The sequence below is a fragment of the Natrinema thermotolerans genome (assembly GCF_031165565.1).
GTDB lineage: Archaea > Halobacteriota > Halobacteria > Halobacteriales > Natrialbaceae > Natrinema > Natrinema thermotolerans.
Map to the genome: position 1 here is coordinate 4,093,315 of NZ_CP101873.1, position 25,092 is coordinate 4,118,406.

Here is a 25,092-nt window from a genome sequence, read left to right on the forward strand (position 1 = left end):
GTTGAACCAATTCGGTGCAGATGGCTGGGAGTTTGTGGAGACGATCGACTACGAGGGAGGCGGCACCAAGTACCTCGTTTTCAAGCGACTTGCCCAATCGGATGAGCCAGTATGACTGACGAGACCGACATCAGTACGGCCAACACGATGCGTGAGCGCTCAGGCGAGAGCTGGATTAAACTCTGGTTGCTGCTGCGCGCGAACCGACTTCTCGTCTCCAGCATCCTGACCAGTGCTGTGTTCGTCGCATTCATCATCGCCGTCGCTGTTCTCGATCCACCGTTTTCACGGCAAATCGAGTCCGGCGACATGACCGAAACAATATTCTCGACGATGATCACGGTCATCGTGACGGGGACGACACTCGTCGTCACGATCGGGCAGCTCGTCCTCTCCCAGGGGAACAGCCCGCTCGGCGATCAGCGCGAGCGGATGGCCAGTTCGATGGATGTTCGGGACTTTACTGAAGAATTAATCGGATCTCCGAGTCCTGCCGATCCATCCGAATTCCTCCGGCAGATCATCGGAATCACGGCACAACGGGCGACGGCTCTTCGAGAGTCTGTTGACAAGAATGATAACGAGAGCCTCCGAGAAGAGGTCGATGAATTCACTGAAAGCGTTATTGGGAACGCCGACCTAGTCCGTGACCAACTTGAGGATGCGCAGTTCGGCTCGTTCGACGTGGTATTCGCTGCACTAAATTTCAATTATAGCTGGAAAGTCTTCCAGGTTGAACGTCTCTTGAACGAATACGAAGAGCGTCTCGATGAGGAAGAACGCGGTTTACTTGACAACCTTAAAACAGCGCTGTCTCTGTTTGGGCCGGCGCGCGAACACATCAAGACGCTGTACTTCCAGTGGGCACTCATCGACTTGTCTCAGATGATTCTCTATGCTGCAGTCCCGGCCTTGGCCGTCGCGGGTATCATGGTCGGAATCGTCGATGCGGGGACGTTCCCGGGAAACACACTCGGTCTCGATCACATCATCCTCGTCGTGGGCGGTGCGTTTGCGGTGACGCTCGTTCCGTTCATGCTGTTCGTCTCGTACGTCCTTCGCATCGTCACCATAGCAAAACGGACACTTGCCATCGAGCCGCTGATCCTCCGCGAATCACAACGCTAAGATTCGACGCAGTATCTTGTTCCTCTGTACTTACGCTGGTTCACGATCTCCTGTCCGACTCTATCTGAGTTCTCGGGCACAACTCTCGCGATAACTACGTATGCGAACTGAACGGGGCACACTTACTCACTCAGTTAATCAAAACAGCTTTGGACCGTGAAAATGATGCGTATTTAACGTTATGCGGGACGATAACCGAAAGCGAGGGTAGATGATGACCAATCACGATAATGTGTTTGACGCATTGGCGGCTAGCAATCGACGACAGCTACTCGTAAAATTACTTTCCAGCCCCCAATACGTCTCAAAACCGTCTGGCATTTCTCGGGAGATGGCAGAAGCGGACGAGAATCTGCTTCAGAGACATCTATCCAGTTCTCGAACGATTGCAGAAGTAGATGAGTACGCAGTCAGTATGCATCATACTCACCTTCCTAAATTAGCAGAGTACGGATTCATCGAGTGGTATCAAGATGACGATCTCGTCGTCCAGGGCTCCTGTTTTGACGAGATAAGCCCTCATCTCAGACTATTGGCTGAACAGCAGGATGGACGCCGTACAAAAACTCCTGTCATAACCCAGCGCAGGTGAAGTTTGGTTGAGACGGGAAACTCTGTTCAATATTTGGCCTGTACTGTCCCGCCGATCTCGTCGAGTTTCTCCCACAGCATTTCGTAGACTGCGTTCAGCGGATACCCAGTACGGCTGATCTGGTTGCCCGGCTCGCGAAGGGCGTTGACCAGCGTGACGGCGACACGGTAGCTGCTGGTCAGGTCCTCGCAGTTGAGATAGACGGTCGTGATCTGGACGTCGTCGTACTCCTTGGCATCTTCCTCGAGAACTGCAACTCACTCGAGAACGATTGAAGCGGTGGGGTGTCCGATCAACCGGTAACTTGTGTAGCCCAGTACACTCCGACTTTCTATCACTGGTCGGCGTTCTACAGTCGATTTCTCGTTTCACAATTGTTTTTGTCTGTCTGCTGCTCTCGGTCCAGAACGATTGAATCAGTGGTGTCTGTCTCCCTCCAAACGGCGGAACGTCTGAATGGGTGGTGTGTTTGATCCCACGGGCGGTTACGATTGAATCGGTAGGTGGTCTGGAGCCGACCGACCTCGTTAGCCGGTCCTATGCCCGGTTTGTTGGCAGTATTCGCGATCGATGCTACCGAACGTATGGTCTTAACCAACAAAGAAGGAGAGAAGACTACTGTTGGTTAAGGCGCTGGAACCAAACTGCCTTCAGCGCTACGTGAGAGAGCTATCAGACACGCCTCTATCGAAGTGTCTCTGGGAGTCGGTCACGGATATCTCGAGGCCGAACGACTGGTCCACGAGGAACGATCGACACGAACTCGAGCGAAGCGGGATACCCCTCTATCGATCTGTTTCCGATCAACCCGTTTCGCTCGAGAGGGTGCTGCCCGAGAGAGAACGGCCGGATGGGGAGACAGAGACACCCCTTTATCGATGTGTTCGAAGTGTTCGTGGAACGGTGAAAACGAACGAGCGGACGAGAAGAAAAGACACACTTCCTCGAGGATTTGGGCTAAGAAGCGGTCTAAGAGCTGACTGAAGACGGTTCTGTGTTTGAAGAACGTTTTGTGGTATCGGAAGTGGAGTCGAACGGCAGCAGAACACATCGATGAGATCCCAACACATCGATAAAGGAGTGTAGGGGTCCCTAGTCTAGTTCTAGGCTAGTATTGTAGTAGTAGTAAAGAAGAAGAGACAACTGCTAAAGCGTCCTTCCACCTTTTCCAGTGATTTCATGCGCTTTCAATGCTCTCTAGGGTCTCCAGTACTAATCGCAGTCGCTGACCACCCCCACCCCTTCGACACTTCGAACACATCGATAGAGGGGTGTCTGTCTCGATGTATTCCGCCGGAACACTTCGTCGCTCGCGTTCTTCTTCTATCGATCCTTGCTCGACACGACGTGAAATATTCCGACCTCGTCGACTCAGCCGATGAAATACACATCGATAGCGGTGGCAACACTTTTGTCCCTCCTCTGTATGGACCATCGTATGGACGACTTTGATGCTCCTCGGGACGAGACGAGGACATCAACGGACGAATCAACGGACGAGCCCCCTTCTTCGCCGTCTTCTACCCGCTCGGAGATCGCTTCTGGAGCGGACGAACCGCCGGTGAACGGCGACGCACAGACGATCGAGGAGATGTTACTCGAGTTCGATCACCAGGACGGACTCATCCGCGACCGATCGCTCCTCGATCCGAACCACATCGTGTCGGAAGAGCGTATCGTCGGCCGCGACCGGCAACTCAAGGAGGTCACGAAGATGCTTCGCGTCGCGCTTGGCGACAACCGGCCGCCGAACCTCTTTCTTTACGGGCCCTCCGGCACCGGCAAGTCACTCATCACGAAAGCCGTCTGCAAAAACATCAGCACCATCTGTGAGACGCGGGACATTCGGTTCGGAACGATCGAAGTCAACTGCCAGGATCTCGATACGCTCGGCGTTGCGGTCTACGAACTGGCGAGTCGCGCCGCTGAGGAAGCCGGCGTCGAGGTCGACGTCCCGAAACACGGCGTCGCGACGAAGGAAAAGTGGGACGAACTGTATCGCATCGTCAACGAGAACTTCGACTCGGCGGTGTTCGTCCTCGACGAACTCGACATGCTCGTCGGCCGACGCGACAAGCAAGAGCCGGCCTTTTCCCGTCTACTCTATCAACTCTCTCGAGCCGGCGCGAACAACGATCTCACCGCTCACGTCTCCGTCGTCGCGATCTCGAACGACACGAAGATGATGGAGTCCGTGGGGAGCCGAGCGCTGAGTTCCTTCACTCCCGAAGACGTCCACTTCGACGACTACGATGCGAACCAGCTCCAGTTGATCCTCCGACGTCGTCGGGACGCCTTCTACGACGACGTTCTCGACGAAGACGTCATCCCGCTGGCGGCGGCCTTCGCCGCCCAGACCCATGGCGACGCTCGCAAGGCCATCGATCTGATACGCGTCGCCGGCGAACTCGCGGAACGGGAGGGCGACGAGCGCGTTCGCGAGGGCCACGTTCGCGAAGCCCAGGACAAGGTCGAGAAGAACCGCGTCCTCGAGGTCGTCCGTGGTATCAGTACCCAGAAGAAGCTCTGTCTTTACGCGACGGCCGCCGTCGCCGCCGAAACTGACGACGAGTCCGCCCGGAGTACGACCGGCTACCGCGTATACCAGTTCCTCACCGACGCGATCGACGCCGAGCAGTACCACCAGGAGACCTACGTCAACAAGATGAAAGAGATGACGACGTACTCGCTCGTCGACTTCGAACGCCGGAGCCACGGTCCGAGTTCTGGCATGTTCCTCGAGTTCCAGTTCGGCGAGCGCCCCGAAACGATCCTCGAAACACTGCGGGAAGATTCGCGTATCGACACGGTTTCGCCGGACGAAGTCTCGAGCGTCGTCAAAGCACAGGTCCGAAACGAGAACTGACCTGCTGGTTCGCCAGCCGGTCCGTCGACACACACCCCTATCGATGTGTAATTCGCGTTCTCACTGCCTGAGGATCGACTGACTGACTCTCACATATACTATGATTATTGACTACCCTGTTTACTTTTCATCTCGTATGAATGCTAGTCTCTCCCTCAGAAACTGCGACTTTCGTTTCCACCTGACCACACACCTCTATCGAAGTGTTCGGCACCGGGTTCCGTCTGCACTCCTTGCAGGACACCCCGTTATCGATGTGTTCAACGCGGTTCGATACGGAGTCGCAGTCGGTATTGGTGTGTTTCTCCTTTGTTGAACCCCTCAGACGGTGATCGGTTTCAGAAAAGCAGCTGAATAGATCGCGCAGGTCTATTTTATCAGCGGTAGGTGTCAGTAAATATTGCTTATTCTTGCTCGTCAAGGCGGTAGGTAAAGTCGTACTTCGTACTCCCACCAGACCCCTGTACAATTGTGATTTCTCCGGTCCGATCCGTTCCGCCCCACTCGGCGTTGCTGTCCTCAGGAACCGCAAAGGGTGCATACGTTGTCTCGAACGGTGCTGTCTCCCCCGGTGAAACGACTAAATCCGAACGGTTCGGGGACTGTGGGCGACTCGGCCCGGTTCCCAGTACTCCCGGCCCAAACCCAAGCGCCGAGAGGTCGAACGATTCGTGCTGTGGATCAACTGTCGGATTGGGAACGTCCCCGGAAATAGCGACGAACCGAACGAGTAGCGGCGTTTCGCCCTGATTCGTGATATCGAACTGGGCTTGCCCTTCTGGTCCGACGTCGACAGCGGACGTGTAACCGTGTGCGGGTCCCTTCCAGATCCACTCGGTGACCGTCCCCCTAGCCGTTTTCACCTCGAGATGGAGTGATTTCGTGGCGTACGTCTCTAGGCGGTCGGGGAACACCACCTGAAACCGGCAGTTCGACGGTGGCTGTTCTACAGTCGCATACTGTGTATCGCTCGAGGAATCGTAGATGCTGGCCTGCTCAATGTCGAACTCCTCGCTGAGTTGGACGACCAACTCGGTTTCCTCGTAGTGGTAACTCGTGATAACTGATTCGGCATCAGGGGGATCATTTCCAAACGACAGTGATTCAGTACAGCCCGCTACAGTCCCGAATACGGCGGCACTGAGCGTAGCGAGGACCCGACGACGATTCATACTATATGTTGTAGAACTGCCATTCAAATACTTTCTCCAAATCGAACTGCGGACATATTTGTTACGTCTCTCAGCGAGAGATTCAACAAGACCTGCGCTTCGAATTTCGGTACTGTTGGGCCGTGCCATATTGGTGCCGTCTCGGTGTCCTACTGCTCGAGTACTCCGAAGGGGGAGAAACGAGTCGGAGCCATCCGTTCACCTATTACAACTGTTCTGACTTTTATACCTGTTCAATCTATTTCACTTATTGCACCTATTGCACCTATTCTTTTGTGGTGGGCGGAAATCTCCCGGAATATAGGATCGAGCTACCGGAAACGGCCCTCGGTCTGGTTGCCGTTCGATCTCCTTGGACTGGTTACACGCTTTGACGAACTGTTCCTCGCTACGGAAGTCAGGTCGATGTCGCCAGACGATTCGATCGGTGTCAGCCCACCATTGCGGGGCGCGAGTGACGAAACGCATAAGTCATTATCGCGATAATCATTATCCAGAGTATGACCTTCTACGACCGGGTCGATGAACTCGACGCCCTTGAAACGGCACTCGAGTCGCCGGGCCACGAGTTCTACGTCGTCTACGGGCGCCGCCGCGTCGGGAAGACCGAACTCCTCAAGGAGTTCTGTTCCGACCGGCCGCACATCTATTTCCTCGCGTCGCAGGAGGCCGAACACCGCCAGCGGGAGAAATTTGTCGAGCAAATCGCCGGTCACTTCGACGACCGTGTTCCGCGCATTGAGGGGTGGGACGAGGCCTTCGACTATCTCGCCGAGAAACTCGCGACGGAACGACTCGTCGTCGTTATCGACGAGTTCCCCTATCTGGTCGCGGAGAACGACTCGCTCCCGTCGTACATCCAGTCGTTCGTCGACGAACACCTGCAGACGACGCAGTCGATGCTCGTTCTGTGCGGCTCGAGCGTCAGCACCATGGAGTCGGAGGTTCTCGGTCACGAGAGTCCGCTCTACGGTCGCCGTACGGGACAGATCGACCTCCAGCCGTTTTCCTTCCAGCAGGCTCGAGATGTCATCGCATACGACATCGACGACGCGATTCGCTCGTATGCGATCACGGGCGGGACGCCGATGTACCTCACGCTGTTCGATTATACACGGTCGCTCGCCGAAAACGTCCGGTCGCATATTTTGACGCCGACGGCTGTCCTGTACAACGAACCCGAATTCCTGCTCCGGACGGAGTTGCGAAACCCCGCCCGGTACATGAGCATTCTCGAGGCCGTCGCAACGGGCCATACGACGCCAAATGAGATCGCCGGTGCGACGGGTATCGGATCGGGACCGCTATCGAAGTACCTGCAGACGTTACGTCGACTGCGGCTCATTGATCGTGACGTCCCGGTGACCGCCTCCGCCAAGCAATCGAAGCGCTCGCGGTATCGGGTCGCGGACGAGTTCCTGCGGTTCTGGTTCCGATTCGTCGAACCGAACCGATCCGGTATCGAAGAGGCTCCCGGTGTCGTCTACGACGGGACTATCGAGCCGAATCTTCCCGATCACGTCGCGTCGACGTTCGAGGACGTCTGTCTGGAAGCCGTGTGGGAGGCGATCCGACGCGACGAACTCGGGCCCTACTCGGAGGTTGGTCGGTGGTGGTACGGGGAAGACGAAATCGACATCGTCGGTCTCGCGCCGGAGGACGACCGCGTACTGCTCGCGGAATGCAAATGGACGTCGGATCCGGTCGGCCCGGCGCTCGTCGACTCGTTGCGCGACAAAGCGACCCGCGTTCGATGGGGACCGGACACGCGTACCGAGGAGTTCGCGCTCTTCTCGAGGAGCGGGTTCGTCGACGGACTCTCCGACGAACTCGACGATAACTGGTCGCTTTTCGATCTCTCCGAGATGGACGCTCTTCTCACACCGGACCAGTAGGTCCGGAGCGGGTCACGGACTGTCGTTGTCGATCGTTCCAAGAACCGTCGTCTGGAGGTTCCATTAGTCGGCCGCCCCCGTAGAAAGCCATGCCGTTCAGCGGCTGGGGACTGTCACTGCTCTCCTGCTTGTCGCCGTTCCTCGAGGACGAGTTCGGCGATCCGTTCGGGTTCCTCGTTTGCGAGTCGGAGGACGGCGTCGTGAATCTCTCGGGTTTCCTCGTCGATAACGTCCGCCTCAGCGAGTGTCGGGACGATCGTCGTTCGGATCGCGTTCTCGAACTCGTTGACCGTCTCGGTGCGAGCGTAGAACGGCTTCTGTTTGACCTCGCTGTATTCGAACGCCGGTCCCGTTTCCGCGGGTGACGCCGGTTCGTCGGTCGTGTCCGTCGTACTCTCTGCAGCGGACTCGATGTCGGGTGATGGTTCCGAAGACGGCTCGTTGTTCGGACTCGAGTCGGACGCCGTCGGCTTCGAAGCGGCCTCATCGGTTTCTCCTGGTGGCGATTCTGCGTTGGACTCCGTTTCGGTCTCGGTGGTCGAGTCGGCCGTCTCGGTCTCTTCGTCGTCTGCCTTGAGATCGTCGAACGGATTGCTCATCGTTGCACCCCTCCAGTAGCGACGATCTCAGCCAGTTCTTCGTAATACGGAATCTGGTCGTTCTCCGGATCGTAATCCTGAAGCGGTTGGTTATGCTGGAGCGACCGCGACAGGGCCGACCGATGGCGAATCCCCGGCTTCGGCGGGCTCGTCTCGCCGGCGTCGATCGCGTCGAACTCCTCGGCGGTGATCCGGGCGAAGTCGGGCACCGCCTCTTGGAGCGGCTGTCCGGGGTTGACCTCGTAGGTCGCCGTGTTGAGGTTCTCGAGGAGTTCTCGGTCCTCGGTCTGTTGGTCGATCCGGTCCGAGAGCTTGTTCGGGATGACCGCCAGCACGTCGACGTCGATGTACTCCCGGGCCGGTTCGATGAGCCGTTCCATCGTTCGCTTGTAGCCGCCGATCGCGCTCGAGCCCGGTTCGATCGGGATCATGACGTTCCCCGTCGCGACGAGGGCGTTGTTGTTGAGCATTCCCGGGTATGCCGGACAGTCGAAGACCACATACTCGTATTCGTCACCGAGCAGCGGATCGACGATCTTCGACTTGATTCGTGCCGAGCCCTGCATCGCGCCGGCGAGATCCTTCTCGACGTCCTCGAGCGTGTTCGAGGACGGTAGCAGATCGAATCCATGGTCGGTCGAGCGGATCAGATCGTGGGGCGTTGCCGATCCCTCAAGGATGACGTCCCCGAGATTGGTCTCGCTCTGGTATGCGTCTTCGAAACCGAGCCCGTTCGTCGCGTGACCGTTCGGATCGAGGTCGGCGAACAGGGTCGTCCCGCGCTCGGAGAGCTGGCGCGCGAGATTCATCGAGGTCGTTGATTTGCCGACACCGCCTTTCAGTATGACCACGCTGACGGCGCGTGGTTCAGTTGTTGCACTCATTCTTGGATCGACCAGTGTCTGTTGTGGTGGAATAGGGACCTATTGTTCTGTGAGATTCTATTTCAGTCCGTTGAGGACGCATTTCACGCCTACACTATAATTCTACCTACTGCTACTGAAATAGGTGGGGTAGGTGAATTAGGGAAAATAGGTGCAGTAGATACAATAGGTTTAGTGGCTGGCTATGAATGGGCAGTTGAGGTAGAATAGGTGCCTATTTTAGGCTTTTCAGCTACTGCAGGACTTCTATCTACCGTGACTGGTTTACGGGAGTCTGCTTTCGGTTCAGGAACTAAGGGTATCGACACGAGCGTCCTGTGCTACACGCCATCCGGCGACGATCGCACCAAGCGTCCCGATACCGACTGCGATCACGAGTCCCCCGACGTAGACTTCCGGTGGTGTCCGTAACAGGTCCTCGAAACCGACGACCCGTGTGGCGATGCGATCGAGCCCGAACGCGAACACCGGAGTCGCGAGGAGACCGAGAAGTCCGCCGGTCAGTCCAAGCGCCAATCCCTGTCCACCGACGATCCCGGCGAGGAACCCGCGTGACAGGCCGATCGCTCGCAACGCGGCGAGTTCCTCCCGCTGCTGGACGGCCACGAGGACGAGCGTGTTCACCGTCATGGCGACACCGGCTATCAGTGCTAACACGACGAGCGTCGCACCGCTGGCGAGGATTAGGAGATACTCACTCAGCAGCGACTCGAACTGTTCCTCGCTCGTCCGAACGTCGTACTCGGGATACGACTGCTGGATCGATTCGCTAACGGCCGCCCGGTTGGCACCCTCCGCCGTCGTGACCGTCACGTACGTCGCCCGATCGGTGCCGGTGGTTCCCGTGATCGTCTGTAGTTCGCTGAGGGGCATCGTCACCGTCGAGGATCCAAGGAACTGCGAATACGCCGAGGATATCCCAACGACCTCGAACTCGCGCTCGGTGGCACTCGAGCGACTCGAGCCGACGTAGAGCGTATCGCCGACGTCGACGTCGAATCGGTCGGCCGTTTGTGGATCGATGAGTATCTCTTGGCTCATCGGCCCGTCGTACGTGCCGTTCGCATAGTGGCTGTCCCCCTCCGAGAACCCGGTGCCGCGCTCGAGCGAGAGATCGCCGTGGGTGTTCGGAACGCCGAGCCCGGTTACCAGTTCGAGATCGTCCGGTTCCGTCCCGACGTAGACGCCGTGGAACGCAAGTGGCGACGCCGTCCTGACGTCGTCGCGTCGCTCGAGGTCCGCGGCGAGTCGGTGGGAATCGGTAATCGGGTTTTCGATGCCGCCAGTCGCAGTCAACTCGACGCCGTCGGCCGTGATCCAGATGTCCTGACCGGCCCGATCGAACCGCTCCTCGCCGGTCTGGAGGACGCCGAGGCCAACGCTTGCCAGAAGCGTGACGGCCAGTACGGCCAGTGCGATCGAGAGAACGACGAACACTGTTCGGCCGCGTTCGTGACGCACTTGCCGAAGTGTAAGACGAGCGATCGCGCGCATTTTCGTGAGTAGTCGGCGCATGCTTATCGCCCCAATTCAGTGACGACGTTCGTTCGTGCGACGAGGTAGAGCGGATACGGAAGCGCGAGGACGCCGGCGATCACCGCGACGGCGACGGCATAGAGTCCGAACGCGGGACGGAGCGTCGCGATCGGCCCCGGCGCAACGGTCGCCGTCGCGACGTAGTTCGTGACCGAGACGCCGATGGTTCCAAGGACGATGCCAACCAGAGCGCCGGCCAGCGTCAGACTTAACGTCGTGACCGCGACAATCGCGAGCCTAGACCGGGTCGAGAAGCCGATCGCTGCGAACACGGCAATCGTCTGCCGGTCCTTGTCGATTGTCAGCGCCGCCGAGGTCGCGACGAACAGCGAACAGATCACGACTGCGACGATCAACGCGACCAAACTCGTCGCGAGCGCGAAATCGTTGCTCCGGATCGACGCCAACTGGCCGTCGTCACCCGCCTGGACCGTCGCGTTCGGATACGCGTCCGCCGCCGCCGACTCGACCGCAGTCGTCGACGCGTCCGGTCCGGTTTTCACGAGTACCTGATCGGCCAGATCATCGTCGTCGGCCCCCGATATCGACTGGAGTTCGCTCAAATGAAGCATGACGATCGGAAGCTCACCGCTTACACCGTTGGCTTCCGTGTCTTCGATAGCGGTCGCGGTGTACTCGGGTGAGCCACTGGTGGCCTCTCGATTGAGTGTCGCGGCCGCCATCGAACTTCCGACCTCGAGGGAATCGCCCTCAGAGGCGTTGATAGCGGCGGCCGCTTCGCCCGTCAGAACGACTTCACCGGTCCGAGCGCCGTCGTACGTTCCGTTCGCGAAATGGGGATCCCCCGGCTCGAGTGAAGCAGTCGACACCCCTTCGATCGTGGTCGGCTCGGCCGGCGGGACGACGCCTATCGCGAGTACGGTCTCCGGCTCGTCGCTCCCGTCGATCCGGATACGAACCGCTTCGACGAGTACGGGCGTCGCGTATGCAACGTCCTCGCGTTCATCGAGCGTCGCGGACGTCTCGTGAACGTTACCGAGTCGCGCGGTCTCGACGTCGATGACTGTCGCGATCCGGAAACGGGATCACCGAGCGACACCGCTCGAGAGATCATCGTCGACCTCGAGTCGTTCACAGAGGTGTCACCGTCGGGAACGGGATATCACGTCATCGTACGGGGATCGATCCCCGGCGATCGGAGCAGGCGTGGGCCGGTCGAGATGTACGAGACAGCACGGTTCTTTACCGTGACTGGTGATCACGTCGAAGCGACGCCGGAACGGATCACGGACCGACCTGCGGCGCTCGAGAGCGTCTATGACGAATACATCGTCGATGACAGTTCCGATCGAGTGGCGCAAGCGGCCGTGGATGATACAGCGGGCGACTCGGATCGGACTGACGTCCCCACGGAGGGACATCAACTCGAGGATGAGGAGTTGCTCGAGCGGGCACGGGCGGCGAGCAACGGCGAGAAGTTCGACAGACTGTGGCGCGGCTCGACGGCCGGCTACGAGAGTCAGTCGGAGGCGGACATGGCGCTGTGTTGCCTACTGGCGTTTTGGACCGGCGGCGATCCCGCTCGAGTCGATCGGCTCTTTCGACAGTCGGGATTACTTCGAGACAAGTGGGACGACGTCCATTACGCAGACGGATCGACCTACGGCGAGAAGACGGTCGAGCGAGCGATCGCGAGGACCGACGACGTCTATGATCCCTCAAGCAATGACGAGACACAGTCGACGGCGGATCAACAGCGACTGCAAACGGATTCCCGGGATTTTGCTTGCGAGCGTTCGGCAGGGACGAGCGATGTCAGTGGCGGGGACGATGGCACGCGAGCAGCGTATCTCGCCGAGAAAAACCAGCTACTCCGTGCGCGGGTGGCCGAACTCGAGGCGACGATCGAACGAAAGGATGACCGTATCGCGGACCTTGAGGGCGAACTCGAGCGCTTGGAAGCGGAACTCGCGACTCGAGAGACACCGAGCCCGTCCCGGGACGAATCCGTGGGGCCGACTGGCGACCACGGAGATCAGGAACCGTCCGTCTGGGATCGGACGAAACAACTGTTTCAGTCTGATTCGGAGTAGGATTCGTTTTCTGTTCGCCGGTGTCCTCGACAGGCAACTGCTTCTGCAACCTCGAGCATCGTGTTTACTCCCGCATCGGGACTGCACAAGATATCGAGTTCGAGAAGTACCACGACTACCAGCTCGTAGAGATCCTCGAGGACTGCATAGCCTCCTAACAAAGGTCAACCCCAAGATTGTCTAAATAGGGCGCTCGCGAAGGGCACCAAACCAGCAACTCGAGTGAATCGGCACTGTCTAGTTCTGAACCTTCTCAATCGGCGTCTTTCCATCGAGAACTTGATGCAGTCTCTGATGATTGTAGTAATGCATGAATTGTTCAAGCCACTCGCGGACGCTCGACCGACTGCCCACCCACGAGTTATGGAAGCGGTCGATACGCATAGTTGCACTCGTGGGCGTTTGACCGTATCTACCAGTACCTCGCGTACAAGGGGGAGATTCGTGGCGTTGAGGTGCTGAAAGAGAACGAGTGGGACTCCTCGAAGACGTGTTCACGGTGTGGTGATGGCACGCGGTCAAACCGCGTGGAACGGGGCTTGTACGTCTGTTCATCGTGTGGGTTGGTCGGGAACGCCGATTGTAACGGGGCGGCGAATATGCGCCAGAAGATAACTCCGAGTCCTCACGGTGAGGATAGGAGTAACGGCTGTGTGGCACAGCCATCGGTACACTTGTTCGACCGCGAGAGCGGGACGTTCCGCACGAGAGAACAGGTTGTGTCGTAGACCAGCAAAAAGATCCCACCTGCGGTACGGGAAGCCTCGCCGTTTACGGCGAGGAGGATGTCACTTTCAGTTGCGACGGTAGATGGACTCGAGGCAGAGCACAAGCGGACGGTAGTTGAGACGGACCTCATTGGGGCACATGACTTGGCTACGGATCAGTTACCCTTGTCACAGTTCTAATTGAGAGGCTCTGCTGAAATCTTCTTCTCGTAGTGTACTCACCAGATAACAGCGGAACTGGTGGGGTCAGTAGTAATAAACAAACTCCAACACCGGAAACAGCGGAACTGATGGTGTTGTAAGTATAGAAGCAAACACCACTTTGTCCGCAGTAGTCTCCGTTACTGAGAGAACAGCGGACAAAGTGGTGTTGGGAAAGCCCCCACTATGTCCGCTGTTCGTGAAGAAATATAACTAAAACAACGGACATGGTGGTGTTACTGTGGGGGCGAGAAAGATAACAGCTGCTAAGTCGGACCGACCTCGGAAAGCACTCCCACCCCATCATGTCCGCTGTTCTTGTGACTGAAGGGAGAGACCAGACTAGGACATTCTGTTATCTACTCTATACAAAATCTTGTTTAGGTATCATTCGGAAACTACACTGTCCTAAGTCATAAAGCTATCTCATATAAATAGTCCGCTCAGAGTGGGAATCTCGCTGTCTTTCCAATTACTGCGGACATAGTGGGGTGGGAGGGTACCCACTCTACTTATATAATCACAAAACAGCGGAAACTGAGGAAACGACGGTGGGGGGTGGTTTTATTATCCATCCCTCGTAATCCTCAGTAAGACTAATGGGAGGAATGTTCGAGCGGGATACGGACATCTACTGCAACCGAGATGCTCTTCGAGAGGATTATCAGCCCGACGAACTAGTTGGCCGAGATGACGAACTCAACCGGTACAAAACCGCACTCCAACCAGTTATCAACGGAGAGCAACCGAACAACATCTTTCTCTATGGAAAGACTGGAGTTGGGAAGACTGCTGGAACACGATTTCTCCTCGATCATCTCGTCGACGATGCTGCCCAGTATGATGATATCGAACTTACGGTCAAGATGCTGAATTGTGATGGGCTTTCCAGTAGCTACCAGATCGCAACACGACTCGTCAATAAATTCCGGAACGAATCTAACCAGATCTCGACGACAGGCTATCCTCGTTCTACTGTCTATAGTATGCTCTGGGATGAACTCGATAAGTATGGCGGGACGATTTTGATCGTTCTCGACGAAGTTGATCACATCAATGACGACAGTATTCTGTATCAACTTCCTCGAGCACGTGCTAACGGAAATCTCTCTGAGGCAAAGATCGGTATTATTGGAATTTCTAATGACTTCTCGTTTCGAGACGATCTCTCACCAAAAGTAAAGAGTTCTCTTTGTGAGGAGGAGTTGCAGTTCCCAGCCTATGATGCTCAGGAACTAATCGAGATCCTTCAACAACGTGCTGATGTTGCCTTCCACGATGATGTCCTCGATAGTGGCGTTATCGAACTTTGTGCTGCTTACGGCGCTAAGGATGCGGGTGATGCCCGTCAATCCTTAGATCTCTTAATGAAGGCTGGTGATCTTGCCCGTGATCGTGATACAGAGACGATTACTGAAAATCTTGTCCGGGATGCCAGAGAAGAACTCGAGCGAGGTCGGATTCGAGAAGGTATTTCTGGACTAACTCAACATGGACATCTTGTCCTGTATGCCCTGATCACTCTCGAACAGCAGGGTGAGACACCCGTCCGGTCTCGCGATATACGACCGCGATACACGAGTTTCGCGGAACAGATTAGCGTTGACCCGCTCGTCCCGCGGCGGATGCGGGATCATCTTGGTGAACTCTCTATGCTCGGAATTATCTCAGCTGTGGAACGAAATGAGGGGAGACGTGGTGGAACCTATCGACAATATTCTGTCGATATGGATGTCAATATGGTCCTTACCGCACTTGAGGAAACTATTACAGAAGTCGGAGTCCATGAGTCTGTTGCTGATAAGTTCGATCAGGACACAACGCTTGGAAAGTATACCTGACCCCACTATGTCCGCAGCAATCTTCGACACTTCGGAAGAACAGCGGACATGGTGGGGTTCCCGTAACCTTAGTTGACCGCATTTGCGGTATCACGACTTGAATCAATGGTTCGAAGTCTCGAGTTTCGCGGGATTTCTGGCGGTATACGTACCAACACCAGTAGCAGGCTTGAACCTTGAAAGCCTCTGACGCGCTCGAGTCCCGTACCTCGCTGCGCTCCTCTCAAGTTGCGGTGCTTGCGTCGGCGGGGTTCCTCGAGCCCGCCAGCCTCTTTCAGTCCCGCCCGCATGGAAAGATCAGCCGGCTCCAGTTTGGCCGATGGTCAGTCGTAGTCAACGGCACGCCCCGCTCGCCGCTGCCGCCCTCCGCGTCGCTCGCGACCGACCATTCCGGGCATGCGGCGAGCAAGCTCGCCGTTCCGGGCTAAAATGGATGTGCCCTCGACGCCAGCGGGTAAGCCCGTCGGTTGCGCCCCTCACGGGCTTTCGCGTTCCAGCGCTTGGTGCCCCTGCGCTTCCCGCGCCACATTACGGCGCGGGTGCTCGGCGACAGTCGCGCTGGACACGGACCCGCCGTCCGGGCCGGACACGAGCGGGCTTACTCCGCTGGCTGCTCGCTCCGGGCGGGTCGGCGCGCGGTGCTGGTTGGGGCCACCTCAACGAGGCGCGCTCTCGCTCGCGCCCAGGAGGGCGCTCGCGAAGGCGCGAGCGAGAGCGCGCAGATGGATCTAGTCGGTCGTAGTCGTCAGAAAACCACGATGCTGAGACATCGCGGTGGCGGCGCGTGAGCGCCTTCAGGAGTTGAACTCCAATGTCTAGTAACAACTCGAGTAGCAAGGTCGTTACGGTCGATGAACAGGCATTCGAACAAGCGAGCGAGCAGACGGTCAATGAGGGCCGCTTCCCGGTCGTCGACGAGACGCCGGCGTTCGAGGCGACGGTCGAACAGGAGACACAGGCAAAGGTAGATGCGAATCACCCAGAGGGGATCGCAGACACCAGCGGAGATCGGATTCATGGCGCAACACTGGCCCAGGAAGAGCGCATTCAGGCTCGAGAGGACGAACTCGAGCGAATCAGTGACCAAGCCGAGTTCGGACAGCAGGACGGCCGAGCGTGGCGCACCCGGCAGAAGGTCGACGAAATGCGTTGCGACGAGCGGACGGGCACACGGGTCGATCCCCGAGCAAAACTCGAGCGGGAGACGCTGGCGGAGGTCAATCAATTCGCGCAGCGGTTGGCTGACGACGTCGACAGTAGTTACACACGGGCCGTTATCGCGAAGCGCATCGCCAGTCGGGTCCTCGGGGGTGCGGAGTTGTTCGAGGCAGTCATGGAGACAAAAGAGGAGCTGTTGAACGAGGCTGGAACCATCGTCCCGATCGGACGACTCGAGGAAATCGATCGTGGCGAGGTCAGCGTCGAAGGTCGCATTATCGAACTGTGGGAGCCCGCCTGTCCCAGTCAGCAGCAGGTCGGGCTGATCGAAGATGAAACTGGGCGAACGAAGTTTACTGTTTGGACGGCCAGCGAGCAGACGAAGGTCAGAGAAGGTGACCAAGTCCGGTTCAGGGCCGCGGCAAAAAACTGGTATAACGGTCGGTGTTCAATCGCTCTCACCCGGTGGTCGGAGGTCCGGTTCCCAGATCGAGACCCGTGGTGGGAGTAGCCGGTCGTCGTCCCCTTTTTTTGCTGGTGTGTGTCGGTCACCGCCACCGCCCACCACCTCCACGGTCCGGGCTGCTTACGGCCAAAGGCCGTTTCGCTGCCGGGCTTTCGCCGACAGTGTGTAGCCAGCAGTACCGACAGAAGAGCGAACGACCGATCCCAGAGCTATCCTGGCGATACCATCCGTCAAAACGGACACGAACTCGTTGCGATCGACGAGTGGCTCCCCGGCAAAGCACCATCACCCTACGACATCGATCTCACAGACAGCGACGAGTATCGGACCCGGTACTGGCGCTGTCGAAAATGCGGCCACGAGCGCAACCATCGCGACGAGTTCACAACTCTCTGTGAGGAACCGCAGTCACAAGCCCTGCTCGAGTCCGGCGTTTTTTGTGAGACCCCTGAGGGGCGGAGGTCTCCTCGAGTTCAGTTCGATTCGATCCGACTCGAGAAGCAGTGATAGAACATGGCTACGAGCAGCCGCTCCCGGGAAACGTTCGACGATTCGGACACCCGGCACGACGAGATGCACAGCACGATCGAGACGTGGATCCAGGACCTCGTCGACGAGGTCAATGACGCCGTCTCGAGCGAGCAGTTCAAAGCGTGGTTGGATGTCCAGAGTCAGTTCCACGACTACTCGCACCGAAACACGCTGTTGATCAAACTCCAGTGTCCGCAGGCAACGCGCGTTGCCGGCTATCGAACATGGCAAAACGAGTTCGACCGGCATGTGAAAGAAGGGGAGACAGCGGTCTGGATCTGGGCGCCCATCATCGCAAAGCAGTGTCCCGACTGCGGAAACTCGCCGTCGTATCACGAGCGCAGTGACTGTGAATACGACGACACACCGCCGGATAGCTGGGAGAAAGGACTCGTGGGCTTTCGACCAGCGCCCGTCTTCGATATCTCACAGACTGACGGCGAGCCACTGCCCGACTTCGAAACCGAAGCCAAGGGACAGGCTGACGAGTTATTCCCCGCACTCCTCGAGGCAGCAAACTCACTCGAGGTTGACGTAGAAGTCGTGCCACCCCGGGACTGGTCATATGAGAACGCCAAGGGCGTCTGTGAGTATCGCCCTCAAGGGCAACCAGGCGTCGCCGTCCAAGTTTGTGAGAACGACGCTGATCTCGCCGTCACGCTCGTTCACGAGTACGCACATGCGCTGTTACACAGTGGCGTCGACGACGTGGCTGAGCGATCGAAACGCGAACTCGAGGCCGAAGCAGTCGGCTACATCGTTGGACGGTACTTCGAGTTGGATACCAGTGGGTCAGCGTTCTACCTCGCCGCGTGGCACGGTGACGAACCGGAAACGATCCTCGATCGGCTTGAGCGGATCAGTTCGACCGCCCAGGAGGTCATCGACATCGTCAGTGGAGGTCGACGATGAGTGATCGACCGCTTCTGCTCGAGATCATCACTGCACTCGAGGAACAGGGCTTCGATCAAGACGAGTACCAACTACAGCGGATGATCGACGCCGAAGCCCTCGAGCGGCTTGTAGACTCGACGGGCCCACAGACTGATCTCGAGATTCGATACTCGGTTGGTGAGTTCTGTGTGGTAGTGACACCATCTGATGAGGTCACGGTCAAGGTTTCGTAGAACGGGATGCCAAAACAAGGCCGTCATAGATTATCTCATCTGTTGAGCTGGTAATCACAATAAATGATAAGTACAGGGAAAGCAGTTACCGAAGCGGCCATCTATATGTCTGAAATGTTTCAAAAATCGCCTGCTGAATATAGAGCATCGATACAGCAGAGTCGGATTCCATGAAAATCTGTCACAGAGCGGCAGCCGCAGCGACAACCGGCCTGCCAACCCGCCATCAGGACCAGTCCGACTGCCCGATTCGATACTTGGACGACAATCCTTTTTCTTTCCCAACACCACTGTCGAGTCGAACCGAATGGCAGGGCTCGTTCCGGGATTCGTCACGATGACCGTTGCACTGACGCTCGCCCAGCAACTTGAGCAGATCATCAGTCTCGGAATTTTTCTCCTCGGCGCGGTGCTCGCACTGCTCAGCGCGCTGGCGTGGCGACGGGAACGCGACCGTCGCATGGCCGTCGTCGCCGTCGGTTATCTCATGTTCGCGATCTACGGGTTCGTCGTCTTCCTCGAGTACTACCTCTTCTCGTACCTCTCCGTGCAGACCGTCGAGTTGCTCGAGCATAGCGCGGCAGCACTCATCCTCGTGGGACTGCTCGCGTTCTTCATCGCGTTGACTCGGGACTGACCATGCCGGGCTCCGACCCCGACGCGGACCCGGCGCTGGAGCTGCGATCGCGGCGGACAATCTATCAGCACGTCCGCGACAATCCCGGGATCCACTTTCGGGCTCTCCTCGTGGCTCTCGAGTATGCGCAGGGAACACTGCAGTACCACCTCCGCCGGCTGGAAACCCAGGGGTTGCTCGAGAAATCGGACGACGGGAAGTACACGCGGTACTACCCAGCGGAGGAGTTCGACGAGGAAGATCAGGCCGTAATGAACGCGCTGCGACGCGAGTACGCCCGCCGGATCATCGCCCACCTCGCCGTCGAAGGAGCGCTGTCGACCGCCGACCTGAGCGATCGCCTCGAGCGGTCACCGTCGACGGTGTCGTGGCACCTCTCGAAACTCGAGGACGCGGATCTCGTGACCAAGGAGCGTAAGGGGCGCAGCGTCGAATACGCGCTGTGCGATCCAGAGCGCGTGCAGTATCTCTACACGGTCCACCGACGAACATTCACCGATCGAGTCGTCGACCGGCTATTCGACCTGTGGGACAGCTACTAGCTACTGCTTCGTCGTCGCGGGCGTCGACAGCTGCCCGCTGGCCACCAGCAGGCGCAACAGCAGGACGTAGCCGAGGAACGCGATCGCCGGGGCGAAGACTGGACGGATCAGCCCCGCAACATCGGTCCCGATGGCGACTGCGTGGATCGTCGCGAACGCGAACCCGCCGTAGGCGAACGCATGGACGACCCGCGGACCCCAGGGTCGGTCGAACCGCTGTGCGTCGAGAAAGCCGAGGACCGCGACGACGAGCACCTGCAGCGCCCCGACGCCGACCACGACACCAGCGAGCAGGTACGTCGTCGAGTAGGCGGGCTGGGGGGCTGACCCGGAGACGATGAACCAGGTGTCGAGGATACCGAGGACGCCGTGGAGGAGCGTCATGAGCATCGCAAACACCGACACTTCGATGTGGACCCGGCGAGAGAGCCGGTAGAGCGAACCGAACGACCGCGCGGTGTAGAGAATCCCCGTCAGGACCGCTAGATACAGCGCGGGATAGGCGACGAGTGCTGCGCCACGGTCGAGATACCAAATAATTTCCATCACGAGGCCCCCGTCGTCTCAACGATGTCCGGACAGCCGTCGCTATCCTGAAAGCCGTTCGTCGTCTCCGGTCGCGTCGGGCACTGATCCGCGTTGTCACGAATCCCGTCACCGTCGTAATCGTTCGGTGCCTGTCTCGTCGGCACCGTCGAGTCGACGAGGTCCGCCCGCTCGCGGTCGACTGCCTGCGTCTCGCGAACGTCAGCGATCCCCCACAACACCGGAATCGTGGCGACGAGTAGCACGACCGCGATGACCGTGATTGTCCCGCTATGCGACGTGTGCATCGAATCCCTCTGTCATCCGAAAGACGCCGTCGTGAACCACGAACGCCTCGAGGTCCGGCCACGCGGCTGCGCGCTCGAGCGCGTCCGAGAGCGGTAGTGCGGCGAGCGTCGTCGCGAGTGCGTCAGCTTCCATGCAGTCGCGGTTCGCGATCACGGTGACCGACTCATGTCGCGCACCGAGTCGCTCCGTCGTCGGATCGTAGACGTGGTCGACACCATCGCGCTCCCGGCGATAGCCCCCGGAGGTGGCGACGTTCCAGTCGGTGTCGAGGATTTTGAGCGGACGCGAATCCCCGTAGGGGCTCTCGACGGCGATCGTGCCGGTCGGCGGCGACATATCGCCACCGCCGCTGACGAAGCCGCGTCGGCCCGGCCCCGCCGCTGTGGCGGTCGCACGGTCGACGATGTACCCCTTCGCAAGACCGTTCAAGTCGAGTTCCGTCTCGGTGACAACGCGGTCGCCGTCGATGCGCACCGAGCCGGTTTCAAACGCCGGCGAAATCGATTCTCGGTCGCCACGGAGGTACGCCTTTAGGTCGTGTTCGACCGCCCCCTGCCGGATGTCGAAGACGCCGTCGGTGCGCTCGCCGTACTCGAGGCCGCGCCGGACCAAGCGAGCGACGTGTTCGTTCTCGACGCGCCCCGTCCGGTTGAGACGCGCGACTGTGCTTTCCGGATCGAACGCGTTGAGTTCGGCCTCGAGTGACAGCGCGGTCTCGCGGGCGCGCTCGGCTGCGGCGTTAGCATGGTAGCCCGTCGTCCGAACCACGAAGTCGGTGTCACAGCACCGAAACTCCAGTCTGGCGTCACCGAGTCGCGTGCGGGCGGCAGTAAGGGAGTCCGCCAAACTCATCGCTAGTCGTCCTCCTCCTCTTCGTATTCCTCGTATTCGTCTTCGTCCTCCTCCTCTTCGTGTTCCTCGTATTCGTCTTCGTACTCGTCGTCCTCGTGTTCACCGCCGCCTTGCGTCCCGACTGCCGGTGTGAAGTCCTCGTTCGGCGTCGGTGCATCGCTCGCGACCGTCGGATTCTCGTCGTCGGTCAGCGAATCGACGCCGAGTCCGAGTCCGGGGGCTGCCAGCGCGAGCGCGACGAAAGCAGTTAACACCGCGCCGGCGAGCGTCAGCGAAACGAGTCTGTTCGTCGGAAGTGGGGATCTCATGAGCAAGTGCAGGTAGGCTACGTCCTTATCTATCGTTTCGCGTCCATCAATCGAATGTTCGTCCAACCGTCGAATCGTCCGGACCGATCGCCGATCGCCCGCGGTTCTTTGCTCCTGCCTCGAGACACCTGACTTCTGCTCACAGGGCTCTTCTGGTTGGCGCATAAGGTCAACTCTCTCGAGCCAGCGTGGGCGTTCTACGAGGAAATGTTGGAACTTCCCGTCAGTGAGCGCGGGGACGACGAACTCGTCGCCGCGGCCGGCGAAACCGACCTCGTGCTCCTCCAGCCGAGCGGGCTCTCCGGGTGGCCTTCATACCTGCTATACGTTCATTAGCTGGTGCTGCTTTCGCGCTCTGTATTCATCACGACTCTTCGAACAGATACTCTGATTGGCAGGAATCCCAGCGATCAATAAGCAAGCAGCCTCTCGCGGATGATTCCGTTATGGATCCGTGGAATAAACACTGTGGCAAGAGTTCTATGACACCCTACACAACGTCAGCTTTGGTTGTACTCAGTGGTGACTAAGTCAGACAGGTCGAAAAGACGGACATCATCTCGAGTTTCGGTGGCGTGTTCGAGATCATCAGTATATCCTGACCGGCTGAACAGCACGTACAGTGGCTCTCCACCGGTGGGTCGCTTTGACCATCGTACTTCATCCGCTGTCCGTTCGAGATCGGACAAGATGCCCTCACTGACGGGGTTGGAGGTGAACTTACACTCCCCAGCGACAAGCCCGTCCTCTGTCAGACCGAGGACATCCAGTTCGTGTTCCTTGAACCACCACTGTCCGATGTCCCGGAACTGTCGATCAACGAGAGTTGGGAGTACTCGCTGGCAGAGCCGTTCGAACAGCGGATTCACGTAATCCGCGAGTTCGGGCGCGACAAGTTCTTCGTACGCATTCTCGCCGAGCATCCGAAGCTGATCCTGATTGCCGTAGACGAATCGGAACCAGAACCGGAACAGCGGAGCAGCGATCCGATACCGGCCGCGTTTCGACGAGGTCGGCGATTCAGTCACGGGAATGTGGCGCTCGATAAGACGAAGACGGCGAAGCTTTTGTAAGTACGTACTGAGTGAGGCCGACTCGACGCCGGCCATACCTGCAATTTCGTTTGGCGTCCGGCGGCCGTGAGCGAGTGCGCGGAGGATACTGAAGTACGTGTTCGGCTGGCGGAGTTCGGTTCGCAGCAGGAACTCTGGCTCGGAGTACAAAAGTCCACGTTCCGAGAGGATCGACTGCTGAACGTTCTTCCCTACCTCCTGGTCAGGGTCGATTGTCTGGAGATAGTACGGTGTCCCGCCATAGATCGACCACGCAGCGATAGCGGTTTCAGGGTCGTATTCCGGGAAGAACTGGCGTGCGTTAGCGACAGAGAGTGGTTTGAGATCTATGTGGTTCCGTCCTAGTCGTCGCTCGGCTCTGTTTTGATCGTTACGTCAACCACGTCACCAGCTTCGACATTAGCTTGCTCTAGGAGTTCCAAGACCTGTGTGTCCGCACCATCGCTCAACACGCGGGCTGAAACCGTTTCCTCGGACTGTTCGAGTGTCGTTTCAATCGCCTCGAGACGAGCGAGAACGTCTGCTTCGAACGATCGATCGGTCTGTTGGTCATCCGTATCGCGTGCAACTGCTTTCGAACCGTCGTTCCCAGGATCGGAACCGGCATACGGATCCTCGATGGGCCGTGAAAACGTCTCTTCGAGGGCATCGAGATCGACACCTTCCGCTTCGAGATCGACCGATCTCTGTCGACAGCGGGGCAGTGAGACATCGGTCTCGAGTGGCTGCTCTTGGAGAACGTCCCACTGTCGACTTTGAATTCGGCTTGCAGTCGAGTCGGTAATCCAGTCGGGAACCTGCCACTCGCCGTTCTCGTAGAGGCAGTGGACCCCTGTATCGTTCGTTCCCCAGGTAAAGCAGTGGTCGAAGCGCCGCTGGAATTCCTTGAGCGTGCTACCGTTTGCGTGCTTGATGACGACCTCTTTCGGCGCGATGTCGTGAACGATGTTGGAGATCGTCTCGCTACTGGGATGGTTCGGCAGTGGAAACGCCTGTGTGGTACAGCGGGTGTCTGACGGGTCGACCTCGTCTTCCATCGTCAATTGAACGAACGCAGCAGCAGGATCGTCGCCGATCGCTTGCAGGAGTCGCTGTGTACTGCCGGTCGTCGGCGTCTCCGGTCCTGCAATCGTGATCCCGCCATCTGCCAGGACCTCGTTCGGCCGGTCGAAGACTGCTGTCGGTTCGACCCCAGACACATCGTATTCGAGGCTGTCGTAGAGTTTCGCAGCCTGACCGACGAGCGTGATCGGAACCTCGCGCTCGAGTACTTCCGTACAGTGACCAAGCAGTGTCGCGTAGTGAACGCCAGTCAATGAACTTGCCGCGACGACCACTCGTGAACCAGCATACGCGTGTTCGAGGGTCAACTGAAGGGACTCGTTCAGCGACGTCGTGTAGGAATCGTTGCTCGCGACGTTGAGCAGGAGGCAGTCGATATCGAACGGGTACGATGTTGCCAGCCCCGGGAATCCCGCACACGGTCGCGTCGTGAAGTCGCCCGAGATGAGAATGTGCTGCTCGCCATGTAAGGGGTCGTCAGTCGCAGTCTCGTCGTGAAACCGGATCAGGAACCCTGCCCCACCGGGCGTGTGGCCAGCGGCAATCGGTCGGACCTCGAGTCCGTTAAGGATCGACGTCCATTCGTTGATCGGTTCGAGCGCGTCGAGAGCAGTGGAGACATCCCCGAGGTCGTTGTCCTGTGTGGCCTCCGGCAGGGCCTGCTCGAGGATCGCGGCAGTCGTGTCTGCGGTATAGATCGGGGCACTGTGTCGGACGTTCGTCGCGAGCGTGCGATAGTGATCGATATGTGGGTGTGTGAGTAAGATCGCATTCAGATATTCATCGTCTGCGAGTAGTGTGTCGAGATTGACGCCATCTCCCGCGTCGACGAGAATACAGGCACGCGTGCCATCCGCGGCTGTAAATCGCAGCAGCGTCGATTCGTTGCCGCTGTTAATGTTCGCATGTTGGTATGAGACACGCATGCGTTTTATCTACTTTATCGAAGCCCTGTATAAAGGGTGGGGATCTTCTTCCAAAAGTGTCACTACCCTGCGACAGCGGT

Annotated in this window: 21 protein-coding genes and 5 pseudogenes; 13 read left to right on the top strand and 13 right to left on the bottom strand. The window is 58.2% G+C overall.

What is annotated here, in order from left to right; genetic code table 11:
• The first annotated feature begins 111 nt into the window (after positions 1-111).
• On the top strand, positions 112-1,128 hold the full coding sequence (locus NP511_RS21135; RefSeq protein ID WP_049967030.1) for a DUF7972 family membrane protein: 1,017 nt from the start codon (positions 112-114) through the stop codon (positions 1,126-1,128).
• A 214-nt stretch (positions 1,129-1,342) separates the two neighbouring features.
• Positions 1,343-1,720 carry a DUF7344 domain-containing protein gene (locus NP511_RS23000; RefSeq protein ID WP_084158373.1) on the top strand — a complete coding sequence of 126 codons (378 nt, stop codon included), beginning with the start codon at positions 1,343-1,345 and terminating at the stop codon, positions 1,718-1,720.
• 41 nt (positions 1,721-1,761) lie between these two features.
• On the opposite strand, the pseudogene NP511_RS22915 reads toward NP511_RS23000, so the two are convergent.
• Positions 1,762-1,968 (bottom strand): annotated as a pseudogene (locus tag NP511_RS22915) (cell division control protein Cdc6); the annotation flags it as partial.
• A gap of 1,190 nt (positions 1,969-3,158) precedes the next feature.
• Here NP511_RS22915 and NP511_RS21140 point away from each other — a divergent pair.
• On the top strand, positions 3,159-4,586 hold the full coding sequence (locus NP511_RS21140) for an orc1/cdc6 family replication initiation protein (RefSeq protein WP_049967155.1): 1,428 nt from the start codon (positions 3,159-3,161) through the stop codon (positions 4,584-4,586).
• A gap of 404 nt (positions 4,587-4,990) precedes the next feature.
• Here NP511_RS21140 and NP511_RS21145 read toward each other — a convergent pair whose 3' ends face one another.
• The gene (locus tag NP511_RS21145) at positions 4,991-5,758 is read right to left on the bottom strand and encodes a hypothetical protein (protein WP_049905409.1); all 768 of its coding nucleotides are present in this window, start codon (positions 5,756-5,758) and stop codon (positions 4,991-4,993) included.
• 500 nt (positions 5,759-6,258) lie between these two features.
• Between NP511_RS21145 and NP511_RS21150 the strand changes: the two genes are divergently transcribed.
• Complete coding sequence (locus NP511_RS21150; protein ID WP_049967029.1) at positions 6,259-7,653, top strand: ATP-binding protein; 1,395 nt, start codon at positions 6,259-6,261, stop codon at positions 7,651-7,653.
• A 113-nt stretch (positions 7,654-7,766) separates the two neighbouring features.
• Here NP511_RS21150 and NP511_RS21155 read toward each other — a convergent pair whose 3' ends face one another.
• The 4 genes from NP511_RS21155 to NP511_RS21170 all read right to left on the bottom strand — a co-directional run bounded on the left by NP511_RS21155 (position 7,767) and on the right by NP511_RS21170 (position 11,502).
• On the bottom strand, positions 7,767-8,252 hold the full coding sequence (locus NP511_RS21155) for a DUF7970 domain-containing protein (protein ID WP_006648138.1): 486 nt from the start codon (positions 8,250-8,252) through the stop codon (positions 7,767-7,769).
• Positions 8,249-9,136: a ParA family protein gene (locus NP511_RS21160; RefSeq protein WP_211249134.1), complete on the bottom strand. Its 888-nt coding sequence runs from the start codon at positions 9,134-9,136 to the stop codon at positions 8,249-8,251. Before NP511_RS21160 ends, NP511_RS21155 begins: the two co-directional genes overlap by 4 nt.
• A gap of 285 nt (positions 9,137-9,421) precedes the next feature.
• Entirely contained in the window at positions 9,422-10,573 is a 1,152-nt protein-coding gene (locus NP511_RS21165) for an ABC transporter permease (RefSeq protein WP_233274386.1), read from the bottom strand.
• Between the two features lie 80 nt (positions 10,574-10,653).
• Complete coding sequence (locus NP511_RS21170) at positions 10,654-11,502, bottom strand: ABC transporter permease (protein WP_233274385.1); 849 nt, start codon at positions 11,500-11,502, stop codon at positions 10,654-10,656.
• Between the two features lie 156 nt (positions 11,503-11,658).
• Between NP511_RS21170 and NP511_RS21175 the strand changes: the two genes are divergently transcribed.
• Positions 11,659-12,726 carry a phage NrS-1 polymerase family protein gene (locus tag NP511_RS21175; protein WP_049967027.1) on the top strand — a complete coding sequence of 356 codons (1,068 nt, stop codon included), beginning with the start codon at positions 11,659-11,661 and terminating at the stop codon, positions 12,724-12,726.
• 237 nt (positions 12,727-12,963) lie between these two features.
• On the opposite strand, the pseudogene NP511_RS21180 reads toward NP511_RS21175, so the two are convergent.
• Positions 12,964-13,110: pseudogene (locus NP511_RS21180) on the bottom strand (integrase core domain-containing protein); the annotation flags it as partial.
• Positions 13,111-13,112: 2 nt separating this feature from the next.
• Here NP511_RS21180 and NP511_RS21185 point away from each other — a divergent pair.
• From NP511_RS21185 to NP511_RS21220, 8 genes and pseudogenes are all read left to right on the top strand, one after another.
• A pseudogene (locus NP511_RS21185) lies at positions 13,113-13,454 on the top strand (zinc ribbon domain-containing protein); the annotation flags it as partial.
• A gap of 800 nt (positions 13,455-14,254) precedes the next feature.
• Positions 14,255-15,496, top strand: coding sequence for an orc1/cdc6 family replication initiation protein (locus tag NP511_RS21190; RefSeq protein WP_084158371.1), 1,242 nt, complete (start codon positions 14,255-14,257; stop codon positions 15,494-15,496).
• Positions 15,497-16,307: 811 nt separating this feature from the next.
• The gene (locus NP511_RS21195; RefSeq protein ID WP_049967152.1) at positions 16,308-17,165 is read left to right on the top strand and encodes a DNA-binding protein; all 858 of its coding nucleotides are present in this window, start codon (positions 16,308-16,310) and stop codon (positions 17,163-17,165) included.
• A 96-nt stretch (positions 17,166-17,261) separates the two neighbouring features.
• Positions 17,262-17,529: pseudogene (locus NP511_RS21200) on the top strand (hypothetical protein); the annotation flags it as partial.
• A gap of 104 nt (positions 17,530-17,633) precedes the next feature.
• The gene (locus NP511_RS21205; RefSeq protein ID WP_049967151.1) at positions 17,634-18,563 is read left to right on the top strand and encodes an ArdC-like ssDNA-binding domain-containing protein; all 930 of its coding nucleotides are present in this window, start codon (positions 17,634-17,636) and stop codon (positions 18,561-18,563) included.
• Positions 18,560-18,778 (top strand): HalOD1 output domain-containing protein, encoded by a 219-nt coding sequence (locus NP511_RS21210; protein WP_049967150.1) that lies wholly within the window; start codon positions 18,560-18,562, stop codon positions 18,776-18,778. Before NP511_RS21205 ends, NP511_RS21210 begins: the two co-directional genes overlap by 4 nt.
• Before the next feature lie 307 nt (positions 18,779-19,085).
• Entirely contained in the window at positions 19,086-19,415 is a 330-nt protein-coding gene (locus NP511_RS21215) for a hypothetical protein (RefSeq protein WP_049967149.1), read from the top strand.
• 2 nt (positions 19,416-19,417) lie between these two features.
• Entirely contained in the window at positions 19,418-19,957 is a 540-nt protein-coding gene (locus tag NP511_RS21220) for a winged helix-turn-helix transcriptional regulator (RefSeq protein WP_049967148.1), read from the top strand.
• Here NP511_RS21220 and NP511_RS21225 read toward each other — a convergent pair whose 3' ends face one another.
• The 6 genes and pseudogenes from NP511_RS21225 to NP511_RS21250 all read right to left on the bottom strand — a co-directional run bounded on the left by NP511_RS21225 (position 19,958) and on the right by NP511_RS21250 (position 25,012).
• Positions 19,958-20,503, bottom strand: a complete 546-nt coding sequence (locus NP511_RS21225; protein WP_049967147.1) for a hypothetical protein — start codon at positions 20,501-20,503, stop codon at positions 19,958-19,960.
• Positions 20,503-20,790, bottom strand: coding sequence for a thrombospondin type 3 repeat-containing protein (locus tag NP511_RS21230; protein ID WP_049967146.1), 288 nt, complete (start codon positions 20,788-20,790; stop codon positions 20,503-20,505). Before NP511_RS21230 ends, NP511_RS21225 begins: the two co-directional genes overlap by 1 nt.
• Entirely contained in the window at positions 20,774-21,643 is an 870-nt protein-coding gene (locus NP511_RS21235) for an FAD:protein FMN transferase (protein ID WP_049967145.1), read from the bottom strand. Before NP511_RS21235 ends, NP511_RS21230 begins: the two co-directional genes overlap by 17 nt.
• 2 nt (positions 21,644-21,645) lie before the next feature.
• Positions 21,646-21,951 (bottom strand): hypothetical protein, encoded by a 306-nt coding sequence (locus NP511_RS21240; protein ID WP_049967144.1) that lies wholly within the window; start codon positions 21,949-21,951, stop codon positions 21,646-21,648.
• A 500-nt stretch (positions 21,952-22,451) separates the two neighbouring features.
• A pseudogene (locus tag NP511_RS21245) lies at positions 22,452-23,354 on the bottom strand (ATP-binding protein); the annotation flags it as partial.
• A gap of 11 nt (positions 23,355-23,365) precedes the next feature.
• Positions 23,366-25,012 (bottom strand): MBL fold metallo-hydrolase, encoded by a 1,647-nt coding sequence (locus tag NP511_RS21250; RefSeq protein ID WP_049967143.1) that lies wholly within the window; start codon positions 25,010-25,012, stop codon positions 23,366-23,368.
• Between the last annotated feature and the right edge of the window lie 80 nt (positions 25,013-25,092).

Excerpts from the sequence above, each read along its gene's own strand:
- NP511_RS21135 (WP_049967030.1), top strand. The coding sequence starts at position 112 with ATGACTGACGAGACCGACATCAGTACGGCCAACACGATGCGTGAGCGC.
- NP511_RS23000 (WP_084158373.1), top strand. The coding sequence starts at position 1,343 with ATGACCAATCACGATAATGTGTTTGACGCATTGGCGGCTAGCAATCGA.
- NP511_RS21140 (WP_049967155.1), top strand. The coding sequence starts at position 3,159 with ATGGACGACTTTGATGCTCCTCGGGACGAGACGAGGACATCAACGGAC.
- NP511_RS21145 (WP_049905409.1), bottom strand. The coding sequence starts at position 5,758 with ATGAATCGTCGTCGGGTCCTCGCTACGCTCAGTGCCGCCGTATTCGGG.
- NP511_RS21150 (WP_049967029.1), top strand. The coding sequence starts at position 6,259 with ATGACCTTCTACGACCGGGTCGATGAACTCGACGCCCTTGAAACGGCA.
- NP511_RS21155 (WP_006648138.1), bottom strand. The coding sequence starts at position 8,252 with ATGAGCAATCCGTTCGACGATCTCAAGGCAGACGACGAAGAGACCGAG.
- NP511_RS21160 (WP_211249134.1), bottom strand. The coding sequence starts at position 9,136 with ATGAGTGCAACAACTGAACCACGCGCCGTCAGCGTGGTCATACTGAAA.
- NP511_RS21190 (WP_084158371.1), top strand. The coding sequence starts at position 14,255 with ATGGGAGGAATGTTCGAGCGGGATACGGACATCTACTGCAACCGAGAT.
- NP511_RS21195 (WP_049967152.1), top strand. The coding sequence starts at position 16,308 with ATGTCTAGTAACAACTCGAGTAGCAAGGTCGTTACGGTCGATGAACAG.
- NP511_RS21205 (WP_049967151.1), top strand. The coding sequence starts at position 17,634 with ATGGCTACGAGCAGCCGCTCCCGGGAAACGTTCGACGATTCGGACACC.
- NP511_RS21210 (WP_049967150.1), top strand. The coding sequence starts at position 18,560 with ATGAGTGATCGACCGCTTCTGCTCGAGATCATCACTGCACTCGAGGAA.
- NP511_RS21215 (WP_049967149.1), top strand. The coding sequence starts at position 19,086 with ATGGCAGGGCTCGTTCCGGGATTCGTCACGATGACCGTTGCACTGACG.
- NP511_RS21220 (WP_049967148.1), top strand. The coding sequence starts at position 19,418 with ATGCCGGGCTCCGACCCCGACGCGGACCCGGCGCTGGAGCTGCGATCG.
- NP511_RS21225 (WP_049967147.1), bottom strand. The coding sequence starts at position 20,503 with ATGGAAATTATTTGGTATCTCGACCGTGGCGCAGCACTCGTCGCCTAT.
- NP511_RS21230 (WP_049967146.1), bottom strand. The coding sequence starts at position 20,790 with ATGCACACGTCGCATAGCGGGACAATCACGGTCATCGCGGTCGTGCTA.
- NP511_RS21235 (WP_049967145.1), bottom strand. The coding sequence starts at position 21,643 with ATGAGTTTGGCGGACTCCCTTACTGCCGCCCGCACGCGACTCGGTGAC.
- NP511_RS21240 (WP_049967144.1), bottom strand. The coding sequence starts at position 21,951 with ATGAGATCCCCACTTCCGACGAACAGACTCGTTTCGCTGACGCTCGCC.
- NP511_RS21250 (WP_049967143.1), bottom strand. The coding sequence starts at position 25,012 with ATGCGTGTCTCATACCAACATGCGAACATTAACAGCGGCAACGAATCG.